The organism is Streptomyces sp. NPDC036764 (assembly GCF_055609385.1).
The window spans coordinates 403033-424653 of the sequence record NZ_JBVJPT010000005.1 but is presented as its reverse complement, the minus strand read 5'-3'; the positions used below and the strand labels follow the sequence as shown (position 1 = coordinate 424653).

Genomic DNA, 21621 nt, shown 5'->3' with positions numbered 1-21621 from the left:
AGCGAAACGGGCGAAACGTGACAAGTCGTATCGGTATTGAGGGTGGCGGGACCTCGGTCATCGCGGACGGCGAACCGCCGGCGGTGGTGAAGGCCGAGGACGAGGAGCTCGTCGGCCGGTCTCCCGGCCAGTTGATGTGGATCCGCTTCAAGCGCGACCGCACCGGCGTGATCTCGGCCTACGTCGTCCTCTTCTTCTTCCTGATCGGCCTGCTCGCCCCGGTCATCTCCTGGCTGTACGGCAAGAATCCGTACACGGTGTACGCCGACGAACGCCCCGAGCTGTTCGACAGCGCGGGCGTGCCCGTGCAGCCCAACGGCGGCATCAGCGGGGAGTTCTGGTTCGGCCTCGAACCGGGCAACGGATACGACGTCTTCACCAAGTTGCTCTACGGCATCCGCACTTCGCTCGGCATCTCGGTCGCCGTCACGCTCGCGACCGTCCTCACCGGGATCGTCCTCGGCGTCACCGCCGGCTATCTCGGCGGGAGGACGGACTACTGGCTCAGCCGGATCATCGACTTCCTGCTCGCCTTCCCGGCGCAGTTGTTCTTCATCGCCAGCATGCCGGTCGTGGTCTCACTGTTCGTCAGCCCGCGCGACGAGACCCCCGTCTACGTCAGGGTGGTCGCCCTCATCCTCGTGCAGTGGTTCCTGGGCTGGATGAGCCTCGGACGGATCCTCAGAGGCACCACACTCGCCCTGCGAGAACGGGAGTTCATCGACGCGGCCAAGGTCAGCGGGGCCCCGCCGTGGCGGATCATCCGCAAGGAGATCCTGCCGAACGTGGTGACGCCGATCCTCGTGCAGGGCACCTACATGCTCCCCAACTTCGTGACCGCCGAGGCCGGTCTGTCCTTCCTCGGCGTGGGCATCGTCGAACCGACGCCGGACTGGGGGCAGATGTTCTCCAAGGCGTCCACCGAACTCGTGATGCAGAACGACATCACGTACATGTTCTTCCCCGGCATCTCGATGATCATCTTCATCGTCGCGTTCAACCTGCTCGGGGATTCCGTCAGGGACGCCTTCGACCCCAAGACGGCGCGCTGACGGCCTGGTTGGCACTTGGCACTTCTTAGCTCTGGTGACACACAGATGGGTGGAAACTGAGTGATGAGTAGGGGCGGACGCCACACATACGCGGCAATCTCGGTGCTCGCGGCCGGCGCATTGGTGCTGACCGGGTGCAGCGAGGGCGGCAGCAAGAGCGGCGGCAACGACAAGGAACAGCAGGAGAACGCCGAACGGCAGCAGGCTGCCATCAAGTTCGGAGACGAGGCGGCTTCCAAGGGACCCGCCGCGGAGGTCCCCGGAGCCAAGTCCGGCGGCACCATCTCGGTGCTGGCCCGCGACAGCTACGCCCACCTCGATCCCGGACAGATCTACGTCCAGGACGAGATGGCCGTGTCGCAGCTCCTGCACAGAGGACTCACCGGCTACAAGGCCACCAGCGACGACGGCAGCAAGCACGAGGTCGTCGGTGACCTCGCCACCGACTCCGGCACCACCACGGACGGCGGCAAGACCTGGAAGTACACGCTCAAGGACGGCATCAAGTTCGAGGACGGCTCGGCCATCACCTCGGCCGACGTCCGCCACACCTTCGAGCGGCAGTTCGCGGCCTTCGTCAACCAGGGCCCGCCGTACATCCAGCAGTGGCTCGCCGACACGCCGGGCGCCGACTACCGCAAGCTGCTGCCGGACGGCCCGTTCAAGGGCAAGCACCTGCCGGACAGCATCATCGAGACCCCGGACGACAAGACGGTCGTCTTCAAGTTCAAGCAGCCGCACGCCGACCTGCCGTACGCCCTCGCGATGACGGGCTACGCCGTCGTCTCCGAGAAGGGCGACACCAAGGAGAAGTACGACAAGAAGCCGGTCGTGACCGGGCCGTACAAGATCCAGGAGTTCAAGTCCGGCAAGTCGATGGTGCTCGTGAAGAACGAGAACTGGGACCCGGCCACCGACCCGCTGCGGCACCAGTACGTCGACAAGTTCAACATCACCTTCAACCAGCAGTACGAGGACTCCACCAAGGCGCTCCTCGCCGACAGCGGCACCGACCAGACCGGCGTCAGCTTCAGCAACCAGGTCGACGCGGGCAACCTGTCCAAGGTCCTGAACGACCCGAAGATGAAGTCCCGCACGGTCTCCGGCTTCCAGCCCTACGTCGGCCAGATCAACATCAACCTGGCCCACCCTGAGATGAAGGACATCAAGGTCCGCCAGGCCATCGCCTACGCCCTCCCGGTCACGCCGTTCGTGCGTGCCTACGGCGGCACCGACGCGATGGAGGTCGCGGGCGGCATCATCAGCCCGACCGTCACCGGCTACGACCCCGCCTTCGACCCGTGGGGCAAGAAGAAGAAGCCCGCCGGTGACCCGGCCAAGGCCAAGGCGCTCCTGGAGGAGGCCGGCAAGACCGGTCTGAAACTGACCTTCGGCTACATCAACACCCCCGAGGGCCAGCAGTACTCCACGGCCATGGCGGCGGGCCTGGAGAAGGCCGGCTTCGACGTCCAGCGCCAGGAGATCCCGGCCGAGACCTACTACGACCAGGTCAGCAAGCTGGACAACAACTACGACATCTTCCACACCGCCTGGGGCGCCGACTGGCCGTCCGCCTCGACCGTGATCCCGCCGCTGTACGACGGCCGCGGAATCGCCGAGGGCGCGCAGAACTACTCGCAGGTCAACGACCCCAAGGTCAACAGCGAGATCGACCGGATCAACAAGATCACCGACCCGGCCAAGGCGTCGGCGGAGTGGGGCAAGCTCAACGAGTACCTGGTCAAGGACGTCGTCAACATCGTCCCGACCGCGTACTACAAGCAGACCCAGATCGCCGGTACCAAGGTCGGCGGGCTCGTCTACGACGACATCATCGCCGGCGTCGACCCGCGCCGCCTGTACGTCAAGTAACCCCGCCCGCCCGGCATCCGGTGCGTCCGCCCTCGCTTTCGGGGACGGCGCACCGGGTGCCGCCGGACAGGCCCCCAGAGCCCGCCGACGTCTGAGAGCTGCCTGCCATGCTGCGCTTCCTGGTCCGCCGGTCCCTCGGCGCCGTGATCATCCTCTTCCTGCTGAGCATCGTCGCGTTCCTGCTGTTCTTCGGGATGCCGCGCGACCCGGCGCTGCTGATGTGCGGCAAGACGTGCACCCCGGCCAACCTGGAGAACCTGCACCGGGTGCTCGGCCTCGACAAACCGATCCCCGAGCAGTACTGGATCTTCCTGACCAACCTCGTCTCGGGCAGCGACGACTTCGCCCAGGGCCCCTGCCCCGCCCCCTGCTTCGGCTACTCGTACCACTCCAACGAGCAGGTCTGGGGCACCCTGATGGACCGGCTGCCCACCACCATCTCGCTCACCCTCGGCGGGGCCGTCTGCTTCCTGATCGTCGGCCTCGGCACCGGCCTGGTCGCCGCCTGGAAGCGCGGCACGCTCGTCGACAAGTCCTTCACGGCCGGCGCGATGGTGATCAGCTCGATGCAGATCTACTTCCTCGGCCCGCTGGCCCTCGCGATCCTCGTCTACCAGACCCAGCTCTTCGACAAACCGGCCTACAACCCGCTCACCGAGAACCCGGGGGCCTGGTTCACGGGCCTGATCATCCCCTGGGTCGTCCTGTCCACGATCTTCGCCTCGCAGTACACCCGTATGTCCCGCTCGTCGATGATCGAACAGCTCCAGGAGGAACACGTACGCACCGCCCGCGCCAAGGGCATGTCCCGGCGGTACGTCTTCTTCCGCTACGCCTGGCGCGGCTCGCTGATCCCCATCGTCACCATCTTCGGCATCGACCTCGGCTCGCTGCTCGGCGGCGCCATCATCACCGAGTACACCTTCGGACTTCCCGGGATCGGCCGGCTGGCGGTGGAGTCGGTGTTCTTCAGCGATCTGCCGCTCCTCTTGGGCGTGATGCTGTTCTCCGCCACCATGATTCTGCTGTGCAACATCGTCGTCGACGCCACGTACGCCTTCATCGACCCGCGTGTGCGGCTGGCCTAGGCCGCGCTGAGGAACAGGCTGAGGAGCACTGACGTGACCACTCTGACCAAGGAGGCCGGCGCCCCGGTCCCGGCCGGCGAGGGCGCGTTCCTCTCGGTGCGGGACCTGCACGTCAGCTTCCGGACCGAGGACGGCGTCGTACGGGCCGTCGACGGGCTCTCCTTCGACCTGGAACGCGGCAGCACGCTGGGCATCGTGGGCGAGTCGGGTTCGGGGAAGTCGGTGACGAACCTGACGATCCTCGGCCTGCACAACCCGATGTTCACCACCGTCGAGGGCGAGATCCTGCTGGACGGCAAGGAACTGACCACGGCCCGCGAGTCCGAGCTGGAGAAGCTGCGCGGCAACAAGGTCGCCATGATCTTCCAGGACCCGCTCACCGCGCTGTCGCCGTACTACACCGTGGGCCGGCAGATCGCCGAGCCCTACATGAAGCACATGCGCACCTCGAAGAAGGCCGCCTGGGAGCGGGCGGTGGACATGCTGGGGAAGGTCGGCATCCCCAACCCGCGGCAGCGGGCGAAGGACTATCCGCACCAGTTCTCCGGCGGTATGCGCCAGCGCGCGATGATCGCGATGGCGCTGGTCTGCGACCCCGACCTGCTGATCGCCGACGAGCCGACCACCGCGCTGGACGTCACCGTCCAGGCCCAGATCCTGGACCTGCTGAAGGACCTCCAGCAGGAGTTCGGCTCGGCGATCGTCTTCATCACCCACGACCTCGGGGTGATCGCCGACATGGCCGACGACATCATGGTGATGTACGCGGGCCGGGCGGCGGAGCGGGGCACGGTCGACGAGGTGCTGCGGGCGCCGCAACACCCGTACACCTGGGGCCTGCTGAACTCCATGCCCCGGCTCGACTCCGACCCGAACACCCCGCTCGCGCCCATCCCGGGCACGCCGCCGTCGCTGCTGCGGCCGCCCTCCGGCTGCCGTTTCCACCCCCGCTGCACCTTCCAGGACCGGGTCGGCGGCACCCGCTGCGTCACCGAGGTCCCCTTGCTCGGCCCGGACCGTGCCTCGGCCTGCCATCTCACGGCGGACCAGAAGCGGACCATCTTCGTGGAAGAGATCAAGCCACGGCTCGGCTAGCGCACCCGATCAGCCACGTCTGAGGAGGACTACGGCTATGACAGAGGACCTCGTCCTCCCGGCTCCCCGCGAGGCCGCCACCGACGCGTCCGGCGAACCACTGCTGGTGGTGGAGAAGCTCGTCAAGCACTTCCCGGTCAAGGGCGGCTTCCCGATCCGCCGCACGGTCGGCCAGGTGCAGGCGGTGGACGGCATCGACCTGACCGTCCACGTCGGCGAGAGCTTCGGGCTGGTGGGGGAGTCGGGCTGCGGCAAGTCGACGACGGGCCGGCTGATCACCAAGCTGGTGGAGCCGACGAGCGGCCATATCTCCTACCGCGGCCAGGACATCACGCACGCCACACGCAGGCAGTTGGTGCCGATCAGGTCCGAGATCCAGATGATCTTCCAGGACCCGTACTCCTCGCTGAACCCGCGACAGACCGTCGGCAAGATCATCTCGGGTCCGATGGAGATCAACGGGATCGAGCCCTCGGGCGGCCGGGAGAAACGGGTCAGGGAACTGCTGGAGATCGTCGGTCTGAACCCCGAGCACTTCAACCGCTTCCCGCACGAGTTCTCCGGCGGCCAGCGCCAGCGCATCGGCGTGGCAAGGGCGTTGGCCCTGGAGCCGAAGCTGATCGTCGCGGACGAGCCGGTCTCCGCCCTGGACGTCTCCATCCAGGCGCAGGTGGTGAACCTGCTCCAGAAGGTGCAGCAGGAGCTCGGCATCGCGTTCCTGTTCATCGCCCACGACCTGGCCGTCGTACGGCACTTCTCGCAGCGCGTGGCGGTCATGTACCTCGGCAAGATCATCGAGGTCGGCGACCGCGACTCCATCTACACCCGCCCCCGGCACCCGTACACCCACGCCCTGCTGTCGGCGGTGCCCGAGGTGAACGTGGCCGGTGAGGAGGCGGCCCGGCGGGAGCGGATCCGGCTGGCCGGTGACGTGCCGTCCCCGATCTCGCCGCCGTCCGGCTGCCGCTTCCGCACCCGCTGCTGGAAGGCGCAGGACAAGTGCGCGAGCGAGGAGCCCCCGCTGATCCAGATCTCCGGCAACCACACCGGCCATCTGACGGCATGCCACTTCCCGGAGGAGCCGACGATCGAGGCCCGGGACGAGGACATCGTGCTGGATCCGGCGCTGGCGGCGCTGGAGGAGGGGGCCGGCGAAGACTAGGACCCGGCCTCGGCCACGGTGATGATCTCGGAGGCGGCCGGGGTGAGCGCGCCTCGCCCCCAGTCGCCGTACTGCCCGACGACGGTGAACCCGGCCGCGTGCAGGAAGCGGTTCAGGTTGTCGTGGCCGAGGAAGCGCAAGGTGGTGCGGCTGACGCGGGGGCGTTGCCAGGTGTCGCTGTCGAAGGTCTCCGTGAACGTCACGCGGTCCCCGAGGACGGGCCGCTCCACCTCGTGCCACACCCGTACGGCGGACCCGTCCGGGTCCGTCACCTCCCGTACCCGCTCGGGCGTCCAGCCCTCCCACGCCCGCGCCTTGGGGTTCCGGGTCTCGAACACGAACCGGCCACCGGGACGCAGGGCGCCGCGCACCGCCTCCAGGGCGGCACGCACCTCCTCGTCGCAGAGCAGCACCTGAAAGGCGTGCCCGGTCATCACGACGAGATCGAACTCCTGCGCCCAGTACCGCGTCCGCAGATCCCCGAGCACCCAATCGACCCCGTCGCCGCACCGCCGGGCCTGTACGAGCATGGCGGCGGCGGGATCCAGTCCCACGAGCCGCCCGCGATGCCCGTCGTCATGGGCCCGCCGGAGCAACTGCCCCGTCCCGCACCCGACATCGAGCACGGCGCCGGCACCCATCACATACCCGAGGTAGAAGTCGTCACCCGGCCCCCACGGGTTGAGGATGTCGTACAACGCGGCGAGCGAGAGATCCGCGAACGAACGATCGACCACGCGCGGAAGTCTGCCACACGGAAGCGCAACGCGAGGGGGAGGCAGAGGAGTTGCTGCATCACGTCGAACTGTGGGTGCCGGACCTGGACCGGGCGGTGGCGTCGTGGGGGTGGCTGCTGGAACGGCTGGGCCATGTACCCCACCAGGACTGGCCGACGGGTCGCAGTTGGCGCGCGGGGGAGACGTACGTCGTCGTGGAGCAGTCCCCGGCGATGACGGCGGACCACCACGACCGTCTGCGCCCCGGGCTCAACCACCTGGCCTTCCACGTCCCCGGCGACCGCACCGACCTCGACGCGCTGGTCGAGGCGGCGGCCGAGCACGGTTGGCGGCTGCTCTTCGCGGACCGGCATCCTCATGCGGGCGGACCGGAGCACTGTGCGGCGTACCTGGAGAACACGGACGGGTTCGAGGTGGAGCTGGTGGTGGGTGCCGGATGAGGGCGGCTTCCTTATGATCACGTGATGATCGAAGGCAAGCTTGTCCGGCTTCGCGCGCTGCGCGCCGAGGATCTCGACCATCATGTGCGGTGGCGGAACGATCCGGAGGTGGTGCACTGGGCCACCGGTGGGGATCCGCTGTTCGGGCCGGTGACCCGGGAGGCCGTGGCGGGGTTTCACGAGGCGCGGCTGCGGGACAACCCCCGCAGTGAGTCGACGTTCACCGTGGAGGACCTCGCCGACGGGCGGCCGATCGGTATGGCCGACTACCGGGACCTCGACCCGTTCACCGGACGGGCCACGGTCGGGATCACCATCGGTGAGCGCGACCGCTGGGGCGGCGGCTACGGCTCCGAGGCCCTGGAGCTCCTGGTGGGCCATCTGTTCGGCGCCTGCCGGCTGCGCCGGATCGAGCTCGACACCTGGAGCGGCAACGAACGCGCCATGCGGGCGTTCCGCAGGGTCGGGTTCGTCGAGGAGGGACGGCGACGGGCCGCCGTCCGGGTGGGCGAAGCCTGGTACGACAGCGTGCTGTTCGGGATGCTCCACGAGGAGTGGACGCAGCGCGGGCGTTAGGCCTGCGGCAGCGGTGGCCGGCGCACGACGCGTCCGCGCAGCACGATCCGGCGAGGGTGTCGCAGCATCGCCGGCTCCCGTCGCGGGTCCGCGTCGTACACCGTGACGTCGCCGAGACCGCCCTCGGTCAGGCCCGGCAGGCCCAGGAACTCCCGGGCCGTCCAACTCGCCGCGCCGACGGCCACGTCGGCGGGCAGCCCGGCGGCGATGAGGTGCTCGACCTCGGTGGCGACGTTGCCGAAGGGGGCGGAGTCGGTGCCGGCGAGGACGGTGACGCCGGCGTCATGGGCCTCGCGTACCCGGCGGATCATGATGCCGTGGCCCTCGTGCCAGAGCCGGCCGCGCGGGTTGTCGATGATCTGGGGCGCCCGGCGGGCGAAGGCGGTGAGGGTGGGGACGTAGCTCGACCCGTGCGCGGCCATCAGCTCCACGCACTCCTCGGGCATCGCCATCCCGTGCTCGATCGAATCGACCCCCGCGCGAGCGGCGTTGAGCACCCCTTGCGCCGACTGGCAGTGCGCGGCGACCCGTCCCCCTGCCGCGTGCACCGCGTCCACGACCGCGCGCAGGAGGTCGTACGGCACCGGGTCCGCCTCGTAGTCCCAGTCACCCATCAGCTTGCACCAGCCGTCGTGTGCCTTCGCCTCGGCGACGGCGGAGGCGACGAGGTCGTCGGTCACCAGGTGGAAGTCGGCGTTCTTCGAGAGCCCGGCCCACGCCAGCCACCGCCCCGCCGTGACCATGCGCGGCGCGTCCGGGGCCTCGCGCAGGCTCTCCGGGATCTCCCCGAGCAGCCCCGGAAACCGCAACGCCGTCGTCCCGGCGTCCCGGTGCGCGGCGATCTGCTCGCCGAACGCCTGCGGATCCCAGCGCGGCTCGTCCTCGGACGCCGACCCCGGATGCGTGTGCACATCCACCAGCCCCGGCAGCAGAAACCCGCCGTCGGCCACCGTCTCCGCCTCGACCGAAGGGCGCTCGAAGGTGATCCGGTCGCCGAGGATCCACAGGTCCCGGACGTTGCCGTCGGGAAGAAGGGTGCCGCGCAGGTGAAGGGCCACGCGCCTCAACCTAGCCGACCAGTACGGCAGTTGCCGTGCGCTCCCTGCCGTTCTCGGCCAACGACGCGACCCGGTTCACCATGGCTCCCGGTATCCGGGTGCGGAAAAGGGAGAGGGCCCGCGCCGGGGAGGCGCGGGCCCTCGGTCCCCTGGAACCGGACGTTCAAGGGCTCGGGTCAATGGGCCGGAGAAGGTCCGTTCCGTGCACGGCGACCGACGAAAAGGGGTGTGTCAGGCCGCCGGCTGGGGGTCCTTGGCGAGACGCTGCGCGGGGACCGTCTCGTCCGTCTCCGGGTAGTGGCAGGCCGTCAGGTGGCTCGGCTTGTTGCCCTCGACCTGGACCAGCGGGGGCGCCTCGCTCGCGCACTTCTCCGTCGCCTTCCAGCAGCGGGTGCGGAAGCGGCAGCCGGAGGGCGGGTTGATGGGGGAGGGGACGTCGCCCTGGAGGCGGATGCGCTCGCGGGGGACGTCGTCCACGGTCGCCTCGGGCACGGCGGACAGCAGCGCCCGGGTGTACGGGTGGCGCGGGTTGCCGTACAGGTCGTCGCGGTCGGCGATCTCGACGATCTTGCCGAGGTACATGACCGCGACACGCTGCGAGAAGTGCCGTACGACGGCGAGGTCGTGGGCGATGAAGACGAAGGCGATGCCGAGTTCCTGCTGGACCTTCTGGAGCAGGTTGACGACCTGCGCCTGGATGGAGACGTCCAGGGCGGAGACCGGCTCGTCCGCGACGATGAGCTTCGGCTCCAGGGCGAGCGCGCGGGCGACGCCGATGCGCTGGCGCTGGCCGCCGGAGAACTCGTGCGGGAAGCGGTTGAAGTGCTCGGGGTTCAGACCGACGATCTCCAGCAGCTCACGGACGCGCTTCTCGCGGCCGCCCGCCGGGTTGATGTCGTTGATCTCCATCGGGCCGGAGATGATCTTTCCGACGGTCTGGCGCGGGTTCAGCGACGCGTACGGGTCCTGGAAGATCATCTGGATCTCGGACCGGATCGGCGCGAGCTGCTTGCGGCCCGCGTGGGTGATGTCCTGGCCGCGGTAGGAGACCTTGCCGCCGGACGGCTCCAGGAGCCGCGTGATCAGCCGGCCCGTCGTGGACTTGCCGCAGCCGGACTCGCCGACCAGCCCGAGGGCCTCGCCCTCGGCCACCTGGAAGTCGAGGCCGTCCACCGCCTTGACGGCACCGACCGTGCGCTTGATCGGGAAGCCGCCCTTGATGGGGAAGTGCTTGGTCAGACCGCTGACGTCCAGGAGCGGTTGCGCGTTGCTCATGATGGTGAAGTCCCGTCTCGTGTACGTCAGTGCCGGGAACCGGCGTAGTCGGCGAAGAGATCCTTGCGCTGGTCCGGCGCGAGGTGGCAGGCGGAACCCCTGCCCTCCACGACCTCCAGCAACGGCCGCTCACTGGAGCACAGCCCGCCCGACACCTTCTCGGTGAAGGCGCACCGCGGGTGGAAACGGCAGCCCGAGGGCGGGTTCAGCAGCGACGGCGGGGAACCCGGGATCGGCGACAGCGGCACGTCCACCGGGCCGTCCAGGCTCGGCATGGAGCTCATCAGGCCCAGGGTGTACGGGTGCTGCGGCCGGCGCAGCACCTCCTGCTTGGTGCCCCGCTCCACGCAGCGGCCGCCGTACATCACCAGCACGTCGTCCGCGATGTCGGCGATGACACCGAGGTCGTGCGTGATGAAGATGATCGCCGTGCCGAACTCCTGCTGGAGGTCCTTGAGCAGGTCCATGATCTGGGCCTGGACCGTCACGTCGAGGGCCGTCGTCGGCTCGTCGGCGATCAGCAGTTCGGGGTCGCAGACCAGCGCCATCGCGATCATCGCGCGCTGGCGCATACCGCCGGAGAACTGGTGCGGGTAGTCGTCCACCCGCATGTCTGGCTGCGGGATGCCGACCCGGCGCAGCATCTCGATCGCCCGCGTCCGGGACTCCTTCTTGGAGGCGCCGGTGTGCTTGCGGTAGGTCTCGCCGATCTGCATACCGATGGTGTGGTACGGCGACAGCGAGGCCAGCGCGTCCTGGAAGATCATGGACATCTTGTTGCCGCGCAGCTTCTCCAGCTCCCGCTCGGAGGCCGTGAGCAGCTCCTTGCCGTCCAGCAGGATCTCGCCGTCGATCGTGGTGCGGTGGGGGTCGTGCAGGCCCAGGATCGTCAGGTTGGTGACGGACTTGCCGGATCCCGACTCACCCACGATGCCGAGCGTCTGGCCCTTGGCGAGGTCGAAGGAGAGCCCGTCGACGGCCTTGACGATGCCGTCCTCGGTGGAGAAGTGGACCTGAAGGTCCCTGACGGAGAGGAAGGGCTGCTGATCGGTGCTCGTCACGGGGACGCTCCTGGAGGGGTGATGCGAGGGGATCGCCCGGTGGGGCGGTGGGAGGGATGCCGGTGGGTGGTCGGTGGCACGCCGGGGGCGGGGGTCAGGCGAGCCGGATCCGTGGATCGATGAGGGCGTAGACGGCGTCGACGATGATGTTGGCGAAGACGATCGCGCCGGCCGCCAGGAGGGTCACCCCGAGCAGCATCGGCAGGTCGCTCTGGTCCACGGACTTCACCGCGAGCCGGCCGATGCCCGGGAGGCTGAAGGTCGACTCGGTGATGATGGCGCCACCGATGAGCGTGCCCAGGTCGATGCCGAACACCGTGACGATGGGGCCCATCGCGCCGCGCCAGGCGAACCGGAAGAAGACGTTCGACCGGGACAGGCCCTTGGCGCGTGCCGTACGGACGTAGTCCTCGCTGAGCTGCTCCACGAGCTGGGAGCGGGTCATACGGGTGTAGTTGGCCGTGAAGATGATCGCGAGGACCAGCCAGGGCAACAGCAGCCCGGAGAACCAGGCGGTCGGGTCGTCGGTGAGCGGAGTCCACTGCGGCTGGTCGAGCCACCCGAGCTGCGCGACGAAGAAGAACATCGCGATGTAACCGACGAAGTAGATCTGGAGCGAGGAGCCGAGCAGCGAGGCGGAGCTGGCGAACTTGTCCAGGAACTGGCCCTGCTTGAGGGCCGCGATCATGCCCGCGCCGATGCCGAGGATCAGGAAGACGACGGCCGCGCCGAAGGCGAGCGACAGGGTCGTCGGCAGACGGTCCATGATCGTGCCGAAGACGGGCTCGTTGTTCGCGAACGAGTAACCGAGGCAGGGGGCGTCGCAGTAGCCCCAGCTCGTGTAGTCGCGTCCGGCGAAGACGCCGACGAGCCACAGCCAGTACTGCACCGGGATCGGCTTGTCGATGCCCAGGTTCTGCCGGATCTGCGCCAGGTTCTCGGGCGTGCAGTTCTTGCCGCAGGACATCATCGCGGGGTCACGCGGCACGGCGTAGAAGAGCCAGAAGGTGATGGCGCTGATGATCAACAGAATGACCAGCGCGCCGGTGACTCGGCGGACAAGGAAGCGGAACATGAGGCGTGACTTTCCGGACGGGGCGCCGTCGCCGGGGGGAAGTAGAGGGGGGTGGGCCGCAGGGGCGGCCATACGGGATGGCCGCCCCCAAGGGGTCGTGCTCGCTTACTTCTTGGCGTAGAGCTTGCAGAGCGCGACGCAGGTGTGTCCGGAGTCCCAGATCACGTTGCCGACCTTGGAGCCGTACAGGTAGTTGCGGATCTTGTGGTAGTCCGGAACGACCGCGGCGAGCTCCATGATCATCTTGTCGACGTTGCCCCAGGCCTTGTTGGCCTTCTCCACGTCCGCGATCTGGCCGGCCGCGTCGATGGCCTTGTTGACGCTGGGGTCGTTGAGCTGCGCGTAGTTGCTGCGGCCGTCGCCGATGTTCTTGCCGCTCCAGCACGGGTAGAACTGCGAGTAACCGCCCGGCCAGTCCGGGCTCCAGCCGGCGGCGAACAGGTCGAAGTCGTTGTCGATCTTGCCGATCTGAGTGTAGAACGTCGACTTGTCGACCTGCTTGTTGACGACCTGGAAGCCGGCCGCCTCCAGCGCGTTCTTGATGGCGACGGCGGTCTTCACCGCGGTGTCCGACTGCTGGTAGGCGATGACCAGCTTGTAGCCGACCTTGCCGGCTTCCTTCAGCAGGGCCTTGGCCTTCTCGGGGTCGCCGCCCGGCTTCTTGTCGACGCCGTACAGGTCGAACTTGGTGTAACCGGGCGTCACCGGGGCGAAGATCGTGGTGGCGATCTCCTGGGACGCGGCACCGCCGCCGATGGTCTGGAGCTGCTGGTGCGGCCAGGCGTGGTTGATGGCCTGGCGGACCTTGAGGTCCTTGACCCGGGTCATGTTGATCGGCCAGTAGTAGGTGACCGTGTCGACCGCGGTGAGGACGCGCTTCTTCAGCTCGGGCTTGGTGAGGACCTGGGCGAGGCGCTCGGGGGCGACCTCGTTGAAGATCGGCACCGCGTACTGGTCGTTGCCCTGGTCCGCGATCCAGCGGTCGGTCGAGGCGACGAGCTCGTAGCCCATCTGGAAGACGTACTTGTCCGGGTAGTTGTTGCGGATCGGGTCCGTCTTCGCGTCCCAGTGCTCGTTGCGCACGAAGGTCATCGACTTGCCGACGCTACGGCTCTCGACCTTGTACGGGCCGCAGGAGAACGGGCGCTTGTCGTACTTCTCCTTGGTGTCCTGCTTCTTCGGCACGAAGGAGTAACCACGCATCGCGAGCGTGTAGTTGAAGTCGACGCGGGCTTCCTTGAGGCGGAAGGTGACGGTCTTGCCGTCGATCTCGATGGAGTCGAGGCTCTTGCCGTCGTAGGGGCCCTCGTACTTGTCGCCGCCGACCAGGAACTCCTGGACGTAGACCGGACCCTCGGTGATGAAGCTCGCGAAGAGGCGCTCGAAGGTGTGGCGGACGTCGTCCATGGAGAGGTCGGAGCCGTCCTCCCACTTGATGCCGTCCTTGAGCGTGAAGGACCAGGTCTTGCCGCCGTCCTTCATCGTGCCGGCGTCGGTCGCGGCGTCGCCGACCAGGGTGGCCGCACCCTTGTCGTCCAGCTTGTAGCCGGTCAGACCGCGCATGATCGGCACGGTGATGGCGGACTCGGTCGAGACGTAGATCTGACCCGGGTCCATGTGGTCCATGTCGAACTGCTGGAGCGAGTAGATCGTCCCGCCCTTGACCGCGCCCTTGACCTCGGGGGCCGGACCGGTGGAGTCGGCCTTCGTGCCCACCGGGATCTCGGTGGTCTTGGAGCCGGTGACCTTCGGGGCGTCGTTCGACGAGCCCCCCTCGCTGCCGCTGCTGCACGCGCTCAGCACGGTGGTCGAGGCCGCGGCTACGCCGGTGGCGATCAGGAAGTTTCTACGCGAGAAGGACATCGCATCCTGCCTTGAAGTGGGTTGATGAGAGAGATCCGGCACCCGGCGACTTTGCCGTGGTCCTGAAAGAAGCCGGAGTCAGCGCTTGGACTTCGGGTCGAGTGCGTCACGCACCGAGTCACCGAGGAGGTTGAACGCGAGCACGAAGATCACCATGGCCAGGCCCGGGAAGAGCATGAAGGTGAGGTCCTCGGTGTAGAACTGGGCGCCTCGCTGGATCATGACGCCCCAGTCCGGGGTCGGGTCGATCATGCCGACCCCGAGGAAGGCGAGACCCGCCTCCGCCGTCACGAACGCCGGGAGCATCAGCGTGGACTGGATGATGATCGGCGTCCACAGGTTGGGCAGCAGCTCCTTGAAGACGATACGCCGCGGTGATGCGCCCGTGACCTTGGCCGCTTCGACGAACTCCCGCTCGCGCAGGCCGAGTACCTGGCCGCGCAGCAGGCGGGCGATGGAGGCCCAGCCGAAGGCGGAGAGCACGACGATCAGGCCGGCGGCACGCAGCGAGGTCGGGATGTTCTCGTCAGGGGCGACGAAGAGGCCGTACACGACCGGCATGAAGGCGATGAAGAAGAGGGTGGACGGGAACGACAGCAGGATGTCGATCACCCGGCCCACGAAGTAGTCCGTCTTGCCGCCGAGGTAGCCCGCGGTGACGCCGATGACCACGCCGAGCGTCACGGTCAGCAGGGTGGCGGCGAGGGCGATGCCCAGCGAGTTGCGGATCGCGTAGAGCAGGAAGGTGAAGACGTCACGGCCGAGCTGCGGCTCGACACCGAACCAGAAGTCCGAGCTGATGCCGCCGTTCGGACCCGCCGGGTACGCGAAGGCGTTGAGCAGCTCGGGGTGTGCACTCGCATAGGTGGTGTACGGATCCTTGCCATACAGCTTGGCTATCAGTGGAGCGCCGAGTGCGACGACGAAGAAGAAGATCACGACGTACGCCGATATGACGCCCGTGCGGTCCCGCTTGAAGCGGTTCCACGCCAGCCGTCCAGGCGAGCGGCTCTCGTTGCCCTTATGGGTGGAGGGCGAAGGCGACTTCTCGATGCTCTCGTCAGTCGCCTCAAGCGGGGCAGCCGCGGATGGAGTTGGGGGGGTCATGGTGCTCCTGGCCCAAGGGAGGGTCTGATGACTCCGCAGGGCACGCTCCCCTACGGGCTACGCCGGACTTTTTCAACGCAATTCATTCAAGGTCAATAAATTCTCGGCCGAGTTGGTTGTCTCTTTACGTTCTTTACCCTGTCTTGACCGTTCCGTAGCTACGCGGGTAGCGCAACGTGATGGAGTCGTGCCTTGACTCGGACCAACTGGACTATTCGGGCAACAAGTTCGTTATGCGGACGCTCCAGTACCGAAATGTGTACATCCAAGGGTCGTAATCCAACGGTTCGGCATCGGATGGCGAAGATCCATTGCGCGGTCTGTCGAAGATCGACGGACCGCGTGAAGGGGGTGGACGGAGAAGTCCGTTTCGTCGCTCGCGCGGATGCGTGCATCCGGATGGTGTCTCGCCCCATTGGCCGGAGTCCGTGTGCGGTATGCGGCTTTTGACTCGATATTGGCCCGTAACGGATCAGTAGTCAGAGGAGGCACTCCATGCGTGGAGCGACGCACGCCCGATGGGCCGCATGCGCGATGGCGGTTGCGCTCGCGACGACCGCCTGCGGGGGCGGGGGTGACAGCACCGGCGCCGGCGGCGCGGTACTGAGCTCTTCGTGGACCGATCCGCAGAACCCGCTGGAGCCCGCCAACACCAACGAGGTGCAGGGCGGCAAGGTGCTTTACATGATCTTCCGCGGGCTGAAGCAGTACGACCCGAAGACCGGCGAGGCCGAGGACATGCTCGCGGAGCGCATCGAGACCCCCGACTCGAGGAACTACACGATCACCGTCAAGGACGGCTGGACCTTCAGCAACGGCGAGAAGGTCACCGCGAAGTCCTTCGTGGACGCCTGGAACTACGGGGCGAGCCTGAAGAACAACCAGAAGAACGCCTACTTCTTCAGCTACATCGACGGCTACGACCAGGTCCACCCCGCCCAGGGCGCGCAGAGCGCCGACACCATGTCCGGCCTGAAGGTCGTGGACGACCGGACCTTCACCGTCAGGCTCAGCCAGAAGTTCTCCAGCTTCCCCGAGACCCTCGGCTACAACGCCTTCGTCCCGCTGCCCCGGATGTTCTTCGACGACCACGCCGCATGGCTGTCCAAGCCCGTCGGCAACGGCCCCTACACCGTCGAGTCGTACACCAAGGGCTCCGAGATGCGACTGGCGAAGTGGGGCGCCTACCCGGGCGAGGACGCGGCGCGCAACGACGGCGTCACCCTCAAGGTCTACACGGACAACAACACGGCCTACACCGACCTGATCGCCGGCAACCTCGACCTCGTCGACGACGTACCGGCCCAGCAGCTCAAGAACGTCCGCGGCGACCTCGGCGACCGGTATCTGAACACCCCGGCCGGCATCATCCAGACCCTGTCCTTCCCCCACTACGACAAGGAGTGGAACAAGCCCGGCTCGGTCAAGGTCCGCCAGGGGCTGTCCCGGGCGATCGACCGCGAGCAGATCACCCGGACGATCTTCCAGGGGACCCGCACCCCCGCCACCGACTGGACCTCACCCGTCCTCGGCGCCGAGGGCGGCTACAAGGCGGGGCTGTGCGGTCAGTGGTGCGAGTACGACGCCGCGGCGGCCAAGAAGCTCATCGCCGAGGGCGGGGGGCTGCCCGGCGGCCAGGTGAAGATCACGTACAACGCGGACACCGGCTCCCACAAGCTGTGGGTGGACGCCGTCTGCAACTCCATCAACAACGCCCTGGACAACGACCGGGCCTGCGTCGGCAACCCGATCGGCACCTTCGCCGACTTCCGCAGCAAGTCCACGACCCAGAAGCTCTCCGGCCCCTTCCGGGCGGGCTGGCAGATGGACTACCCGCTGCCCCAGAACTTCCTCCAGCCGCTCTACTACACCAACGCCTCCTCCAACGACGGCAAGTGGTCCAACCAGGAGTTCGACAAGCTCATCGACCGGGCCAACGCCGAGACCGACGTCGCCAAGGCCGTCCAGACCTTCCAGCGGGCCGAGGAGGTCGTCCGGGACAACATGGCGTCCATCCCGCTCTGGTACCAGAACGGCAGCGCCGGCTGGTCGGACCGGCTGTCGGACGTGGCCCTCAACCCGTTCAGCGTCCCCGTCTACAACGAGATCAAGGTCGGCTGAGTCCGCCATGGTCGGGTACGTGATCCGGCGCCTGGTGCAGATGGTCCCGGTGTTCATCGGGGCCACCCTGCTGATCTTCCTCATGGTGAACGTGATGGGCGACCCCGTCGCGGGCCTGTGCGGCGACCGGCAGTGCGACCCGGCGACGGCCGCCCAGCTCAGGAGGGAGTTCGGCCTCGACAAGCCGGTGTGGCAGCAATACCTGACCTACATGGGGAACCTGTTCACCGGGGACTTCGGTACGGCGTTCAACGGGCAGGAAGTCACCGAGCTGATGTCCACGGCCTTCCCCGTCACCATCCGGCTGACGATCGTGGCGATCGTCTTCCAGGTCGTCATCGGGATCACCCTGGGCGTCGTCACGGGCCTGCGCCGCGGCCGCCCCGTCGACACCGGCGTCCTCCTGCTCACCCTCGTCGTGATCTCCGTCCCCACCTTCGTCACCGGCCTGCTGCTGCAGTTGCTGCTCGGCGTGGAGTGGGGCTGGATCCGCCCGTCCGTCTCCCCCAACGCCCCCTTCGACGAGCTGCTCGTGCCGGGCCTCGTCCTCGCCTCGGTCTCGCTGGCGTACGTCACCCGTCTGACCCGCACCTCCATCGCGGAGAACCGCAGCTCCGACTACGTCCGTACGGCCGTCGCCAAGGGCCTGCCCAGGCGCCGGGTCGTCACCCGGCATCTGCTGCGCAACTCCCTCATCCCCGTCGTCACCTTCATCGGCGCCGACATCGGCTTCCTGATGGGCGGGGCGATCGTCACCGAGCGGATCTTCAACATCCACGGCGTCGGCTACCAGCTCTACCAGGGCATCCTGCGCCAGAACACCCAGACCGTCGTCGGCTTCGTGACGGTCCTCGTCCTCGTCTTCCTCCTGTGCAACCTGGTCGTCGACCTCCTGTACGCCGTACTCGACCCGAGGATCCGCTATGCCTGAGCCGCCGTTCGAGCCGGAGGGTGCCGCCGCCGGCACGGCCATGGGCGCGGTGACGGGCCTCGCCACGACCGAGGCGGAGATCCTTGAGAAGCGGCCGCCGGCCGCCGACGGGGTGGCGGGCGGCGGGCCGGAACCGACGGACAGACCCCGGTCCCTGTGGTCCGACGCCTGGCGGGACCTGCGCCGCAACCCGGTCTTCCTGGTCTCGGCCCTGATCATCGTCTTCCTCGTCGTCATCTCCCTGTGGCCCTCGCTGATCGCCTCCGGCAACCCGCTCAAGTGCGACCTCGCCAAGGCCCAGCAGGGCGCCGGGCCGGGCCATCCCTTCGGCTACGACGGACAGGGCTGCGACGTCTACACCCGCACCGTCTACGGCGCGCGTACGTCCGTCTCGGTCGGTGTCTGCGCCACACTCGGGGTCGCCCTCCTCGGCTCGGTGCTGGGCGCGCTCGCCGGCTTCTTCGGCGGCCTGTGGGACTCGGTCCTCTCCCGGATCACCGACGTCTTCTTCGCCATCCCGGTCGTCCTCGGCGGCCTGGTCCTGCTGTCGGTCGTGACCGCCAACAGCGTCTGGCCGGTCATCGGCTTCATCGCGCTGCTCGGCTGGCCGCAGATCTCCCGCATCGCCCGCGGCGCGGTCATCACCGCCAAGCAGAACGACTACGTCCAGGCGGCCCGCGCCCTGGGCGCCTCGAACTCCCGGATCCTGCTGCGCCACATCGCCCCGAACGCGGTGGCCCCGGTGATCGTGGTCGCGACCATCGCGCTGGGCACCTACATCGCGCTGGAGGCGACCCTGTCCTATCTGGGCGTGGGCCTGAAGCCGCCGAGCGTCTCCTGGGGCATCGACATCTCGGCGGCGTCCCCGTACATCCGCAACGCGCCCCACGCCCTGCTGTGGCCGTCCGGAGCGCTCGCCGTCACCGTCCTGGCGTTCATCATGCTCGGCGACGCCGTGCGCGACGCCCTCGACCCGAAGCTGAGGTGAGCCGCCGCATGCTGCTCGAAGTGCGCGACCTGCATGTGGAGTTCCGCACCAGGGACGGGGTCGCCCAGGCCGTCAACGGCGTCAGTTTCGGCGTGGACGCGGGCGAGACCCTCGCCGTGCTCGGAGAGTCCGGGTCCGGGAAGTCGGTGACCGCGCAGGCCGTGATGGGCATCCTCGACACACCGCCCGGCCGGATCACCGGGGGCGAGATCCTCTTCCAGGGGCGGGACCTGCTGGGGCTGAAGGAACAGGAGCGGCGCAGGGTCCGCGGCGCCGAGATGGCGATGATCTTCCAGGACGCGCTGTCCTCCCTCAACCCCGTGCTCTCCGTGGGGGAGCAGCTCGGCGAGATGTTCGTCGTGCACCGGGGCATGTCGAGGCGGGACGCGCGGGCGAAGGCCGTCGAGCTGATGGACCGTGTCCGCATCCCGGCCGCCAACGAGCGCGTGAAGCAGTACCCGCACCAGTTCTCCGGCGGCATGCGCCAGCGCATCATGATCGCGATGGCCCTCGCCCTCGAACCGGCGCTCATCATCGCCGACGAGCCGACGACCGCCCTCGACGTCACCGTCCAGGCCCAGGTCATGGATCTGTTGGCGGAGCTGCAACGCGAGTACGCCATGGCCCTGATCCTCATCACCCACGACCTCGGCGTGGTCGCGGACGTCGCCGACCGGATCGCGGTGATGTACGCGGGCCGGATCGTGGAGTCGGCGCCGGTCCACGACATCTACAAGGCGCCCGCCCACCCCTACACCCGCGGCCTGCTGGAATCCATCCCGCGCCTGGATCTCAAGGGCCAGGAGCTGTACGCCATCAAGGGCCTGCCGCCCAACCTCATGAACATCCCGCAGGGCTGCGCCTTCCACCCGCGCTGCCCGATGGCCCAGGACGTGTGCCGCACCGACGTGCCTCCCCCCTACGAGGTCTCCGCGGACCGGCGCAGCGCCTGCCACCTGTGGAGGGAGTGCCTGAATGGCTGAGGCGATTCTTCAGGCCCGCGGGCTCGTCAAGCACTACCCGCTCACCCGGGGCGTCCTGTTCAGGAAACAGGTCGGCTCGGTCAAGGCGGTCGACGGCGTCGACCTCACCCTCCACCGCGGCGAGACCCTCGGCATCGTCGGCGAGTCCGGCTGCGGCAAGTCGACGGTCGCCAGGATGCTGGTCAACCTGGAACGCCCGACGGCCGGCTCCATCAAGTACAAGGGCGAGGACATCACCCGGCTGTCCGGCCGCGCCCTGAAGGCCGTACGGCGCAACATCCAGATGGTCTTCCAGGACCCGTACACCTCTCTCAACCCCCGTATGACGGTGGGCGACATCATCGGGGAGCCGTACGAGATCCATCCCGAGGCGGCGCCCAAGGGCGAGCGGCGCAGGAAGGTCCAGGAGCTGCTGGACGTGGTCGGCCTCAACCCCGAGTACATCAACCGCTATCCGCACCAGTTCTCCGGCGGCCAGCGCCAGCGCATCGGCATCGCGCGGGGCCTGGCCCTGCGCCCGGAGGTCATCGTCGCCGACGAACCGGTCTCCGCCCTCGACGTCTCCGTCCAGGCCCAGGTCATCAACCTGATGGACCGCCTGCAGAGCGAGTTCGACCTCTCCTACGTCTTCATCGCCCACGACCTGTCGATCGTCCGGCACATCTCCGACCGGGTCGGGGTGATGTACCTCGGGCGGATCGTGGAAACCGGCCGGGACACCGAGATCTACGACCATCCCACGCACCCCTACACCCAGGCGTTGCTCTCCGCGGTCCCCGTCCCGGATCCGGAGGCCCGGGAGCGCCGCGAGCGCATCATCCTCACCGGCGACGTCCCGTCCCCGACGAACGTGCCCTCCGGCTGCCGCTTCCGCACCCGGTGCTGGAAGGCGCAGGAGCGCTGCGCCGAAGAGGAGCCGCTGCTCGCGGTGCCGGCGCGGCTGCGGGAGTCGAGCGGGCCCGCGCTGCACGACTCGGCGTGCCATTTCGCGGAGGAGAAGCAGGTGGTCGCGGCCGAGGCCCGGTGAACCGGTGCGGCCATAGCCACACAAAGGCACATCAACTGCGTTAACACGCAGGCAACTTCGCCGACCCGGTTCCGATATACGGACGCGTCAGGCTGTACAGCGTACGGCCG

Annotated in this window: 19 protein-coding genes; 12 read left to right on the top strand and 7 right to left on the bottom strand. The window is 68.0% G+C overall.

All coding sequences use genetic code 11. The features are described from left to right. Positions 1 to 17 precede the first annotated feature (17 nt). The 5 genes from ACZ69Q_RS22620 to ACZ69Q_RS22600 all read left to right on the top strand — a co-directional run bounded on the left by ACZ69Q_RS22620 (position 18) and on the right by ACZ69Q_RS22600 (position 6269). Positions 18 to 1052 carry an ABC transporter permease gene (locus ACZ69Q_RS22620; protein ID WP_471044600.1) on the top strand — a complete coding sequence of 345 codons (1035 nt, stop codon included), beginning with the start codon at positions 18 to 20 and terminating at the stop codon, positions 1050 to 1052. A gap of 63 nt (positions 1053 to 1115) precedes the next feature. Further along, a complete protein-coding gene (locus ACZ69Q_RS22615; RefSeq protein WP_471044598.1) occupies positions 1116 to 2924 on the top strand; it encodes an ABC transporter substrate-binding protein in 1809 nt (602 codons plus the stop codon). Between the two features lie 107 nt (positions 2925 to 3031). Further along, positions 3032 to 4012, top strand: a complete 981-nt coding sequence (locus ACZ69Q_RS22610; RefSeq protein WP_030967465.1) for an ABC transporter permease — start codon at positions 3032 to 3034, stop codon at positions 4010 to 4012. Positions 4013 to 4045: 33 nt separating this feature from the next. Continuing rightward, positions 4046 to 5107 carry an ABC transporter ATP-binding protein gene (locus tag ACZ69Q_RS22605; RefSeq protein ID WP_471044595.1) on the top strand — a complete coding sequence of 354 codons (1062 nt, stop codon included), beginning with the start codon at positions 4046 to 4048 and terminating at the stop codon, positions 5105 to 5107. A 37-nt stretch (positions 5108 to 5144) separates the two neighbouring features. Next, positions 5145 to 6269 carry an ABC transporter ATP-binding protein gene (locus tag ACZ69Q_RS22600; RefSeq protein WP_471044593.1) on the top strand — a complete coding sequence of 375 codons (1125 nt, stop codon included), beginning with the start codon at positions 5145 to 5147 and terminating at the stop codon, positions 6267 to 6269. Here ACZ69Q_RS22600 and ACZ69Q_RS22595 read toward each other — a convergent pair. Then, the gene (locus ACZ69Q_RS22595; protein WP_471044591.1) at positions 6266 to 7006 is read right to left on the bottom strand and encodes a class I SAM-dependent methyltransferase; all 741 of its coding nucleotides are present in this window, start codon (positions 7004 to 7006) and stop codon (positions 6266 to 6268) included. The two genes, ACZ69Q_RS22600 and ACZ69Q_RS22595, sit on opposite strands and share 4 nt — an antisense overlap. Positions 7007 to 7056: 50 nt before the next feature. Between ACZ69Q_RS22595 and ACZ69Q_RS22590 the strand changes: the two genes are divergently transcribed. Beyond that, the gene (locus tag ACZ69Q_RS22590; protein ID WP_471044589.1) at positions 7057 to 7446 is read left to right on the top strand and encodes a VOC family protein; all 390 of its coding nucleotides are present in this window, start codon (positions 7057 to 7059) and stop codon (positions 7444 to 7446) included. A 24-nt stretch (positions 7447 to 7470) separates the two neighbouring features. Next, entirely contained in the window at positions 7471 to 8022 is a 552-nt protein-coding gene (locus ACZ69Q_RS22585; RefSeq protein ID WP_471044586.1) for a GNAT family N-acetyltransferase, read from the top strand. Here the strand turns inward: ACZ69Q_RS22585 and ACZ69Q_RS22580 are convergent. From ACZ69Q_RS22580 to ACZ69Q_RS22555, 6 genes are all read right to left on the bottom strand, one after another. Next, a complete protein-coding gene (locus tag ACZ69Q_RS22580; protein WP_471044584.1) occupies positions 8019 to 9080 on the bottom strand; it encodes an amidohydrolase family protein in 1062 nt (353 codons plus the stop codon). The two genes, ACZ69Q_RS22585 and ACZ69Q_RS22580, sit on opposite strands and share 4 nt — an antisense overlap. Before the next feature lie 231 nt (positions 9081 to 9311). Then, positions 9312 to 10355, bottom strand: a complete 1044-nt coding sequence (locus ACZ69Q_RS22575; protein ID WP_471044581.1) for an ABC transporter ATP-binding protein — start codon at positions 10353 to 10355, stop codon at positions 9312 to 9314. Positions 10356 to 10381: 26 nt separating this feature from the next. Then, positions 10382 to 11416, bottom strand: coding sequence for an ABC transporter ATP-binding protein (locus ACZ69Q_RS22570; protein ID WP_471044579.1), 1035 nt, complete (start codon positions 11414 to 11416; stop codon positions 10382 to 10384). Positions 11417 to 11510: 94 nt separating this feature from the next. Beyond that, on the bottom strand, positions 11511 to 12491 hold the full coding sequence (locus ACZ69Q_RS22565; RefSeq protein WP_471044576.1) for an ABC transporter permease: 981 nt from the start codon (positions 12489 to 12491) through the stop codon (positions 11511 to 11513). Positions 12492 to 12596: 105 nt separating this feature from the next. After that, the gene (locus ACZ69Q_RS22560; protein ID WP_471044573.1) at positions 12597 to 14354 is read right to left on the bottom strand and encodes an ABC transporter substrate-binding protein; all 1758 of its coding nucleotides are present in this window, start codon (positions 14352 to 14354) and stop codon (positions 12597 to 12599) included. 78 nt (positions 14355 to 14432) lie between these two features. Next, positions 14433 to 15461: an ABC transporter permease gene (locus ACZ69Q_RS22555; protein WP_471044571.1), complete on the bottom strand. Its 1029-nt coding sequence runs from the start codon at positions 15459 to 15461 to the stop codon at positions 14433 to 14435. Between the two features lie 495 nt (positions 15462 to 15956). Here ACZ69Q_RS22555 and ACZ69Q_RS22550 point away from each other — a divergent pair, with 495 nt between their 5' ends. From ACZ69Q_RS22550 to ACZ69Q_RS22530, 5 genes are read left to right on the top strand one after another with little or no spacing between them, the layout of a single operon-like run. Beyond that, positions 15957 to 17582: a peptide ABC transporter substrate-binding protein gene (locus ACZ69Q_RS22550; RefSeq protein ID WP_471044570.1), complete on the top strand. Its 1626-nt coding sequence runs from the start codon at positions 15957 to 15959 to the stop codon at positions 17580 to 17582. A gap of 7 nt (positions 17583 to 17589) precedes the next feature. Continuing rightward, entirely contained in the window at positions 17590 to 18513 is a 924-nt protein-coding gene (locus tag ACZ69Q_RS22545) for an ABC transporter permease (RefSeq protein ID WP_471044568.1), read from the top strand. Then, complete coding sequence (locus ACZ69Q_RS22540) at positions 18506 to 19501, top strand: ABC transporter permease (protein WP_471044566.1); 996 nt, start codon at positions 18506 to 18508, stop codon at positions 19499 to 19501. The genes ACZ69Q_RS22545 and ACZ69Q_RS22540 overlap by 8 nt, the downstream gene beginning before the upstream one ends. Before the next feature lie 8 nt (positions 19502 to 19509). Beyond that, complete coding sequence (locus ACZ69Q_RS22535) at positions 19510 to 20484, top strand: ABC transporter ATP-binding protein (protein WP_471044563.1); 975 nt, start codon at positions 19510 to 19512, stop codon at positions 20482 to 20484. After that, positions 20477 to 21511 carry an ABC transporter ATP-binding protein gene (locus ACZ69Q_RS22530; RefSeq protein WP_471044560.1) on the top strand — a complete coding sequence of 345 codons (1035 nt, stop codon included), beginning with the start codon at positions 20477 to 20479 and terminating at the stop codon, positions 21509 to 21511. The genes ACZ69Q_RS22535 and ACZ69Q_RS22530 overlap by 8 nt, the downstream gene beginning before the upstream one ends. Positions 21512 to 21621: the final 110 nt, after the last annotated feature.

Excerpts from the sequence above, each read along its gene's own strand:
- ACZ69Q_RS22540 (WP_471044566.1), top strand. The coding sequence starts at position 18,506 with ATGCCTGAGCCGCCGTTCGAGCCGGAGGGTGCCGCCGCCGGCACGGCC.
- ACZ69Q_RS22565 (WP_471044576.1), bottom strand. The coding sequence starts at position 12,491 with ATGTTCCGCTTCCTTGTCCGCCGAGTCACCGGCGCGCTGGTCATTCTG.
- ACZ69Q_RS22560 (WP_471044573.1), bottom strand. The coding sequence starts at position 14,354 with ATGTCCTTCTCGCGTAGAAACTTCCTGATCGCCACCGGCGTAGCCGCG.
- ACZ69Q_RS22550 (WP_471044570.1), top strand. The coding sequence starts at position 15,957 with ATGCGTGGAGCGACGCACGCCCGATGGGCCGCATGCGCGATGGCGGTT.
- ACZ69Q_RS22610 (WP_030967465.1), top strand. The coding sequence starts at position 3,032 with ATGCTGCGCTTCCTGGTCCGCCGGTCCCTCGGCGCCGTGATCATCCTC.
- ACZ69Q_RS22600 (WP_471044593.1), top strand. The coding sequence starts at position 5,145 with ATGACAGAGGACCTCGTCCTCCCGGCTCCCCGCGAGGCCGCCACCGAC.
- ACZ69Q_RS22615 (WP_471044598.1), top strand. The coding sequence starts at position 1,116 with ATGAGTAGGGGCGGACGCCACACATACGCGGCAATCTCGGTGCTCGCG.
- ACZ69Q_RS22585 (WP_471044586.1), top strand. The coding sequence starts at position 7,471 with ATGATCGAAGGCAAGCTTGTCCGGCTTCGCGCGCTGCGCGCCGAGGAT.
- ACZ69Q_RS22530 (WP_471044560.1), top strand. The coding sequence starts at position 20,477 with ATGGCTGAGGCGATTCTTCAGGCCCGCGGGCTCGTCAAGCACTACCCG.
- ACZ69Q_RS22535 (WP_471044563.1), top strand. The coding sequence starts at position 19,510 with ATGCTGCTCGAAGTGCGCGACCTGCATGTGGAGTTCCGCACCAGGGAC.
- ACZ69Q_RS22555 (WP_471044571.1), bottom strand. The coding sequence starts at position 15,461 with ATGACCCCCCCAACTCCATCCGCGGCTGCCCCGCTTGAGGCGACTGAC.
- ACZ69Q_RS22575 (WP_471044581.1), bottom strand. The coding sequence starts at position 10,355 with ATGAGCAACGCGCAACCGCTCCTGGACGTCAGCGGTCTGACCAAGCAC.
- ACZ69Q_RS22545 (WP_471044568.1), top strand. The coding sequence starts at position 17,590 with ATGGTCGGGTACGTGATCCGGCGCCTGGTGCAGATGGTCCCGGTGTTC.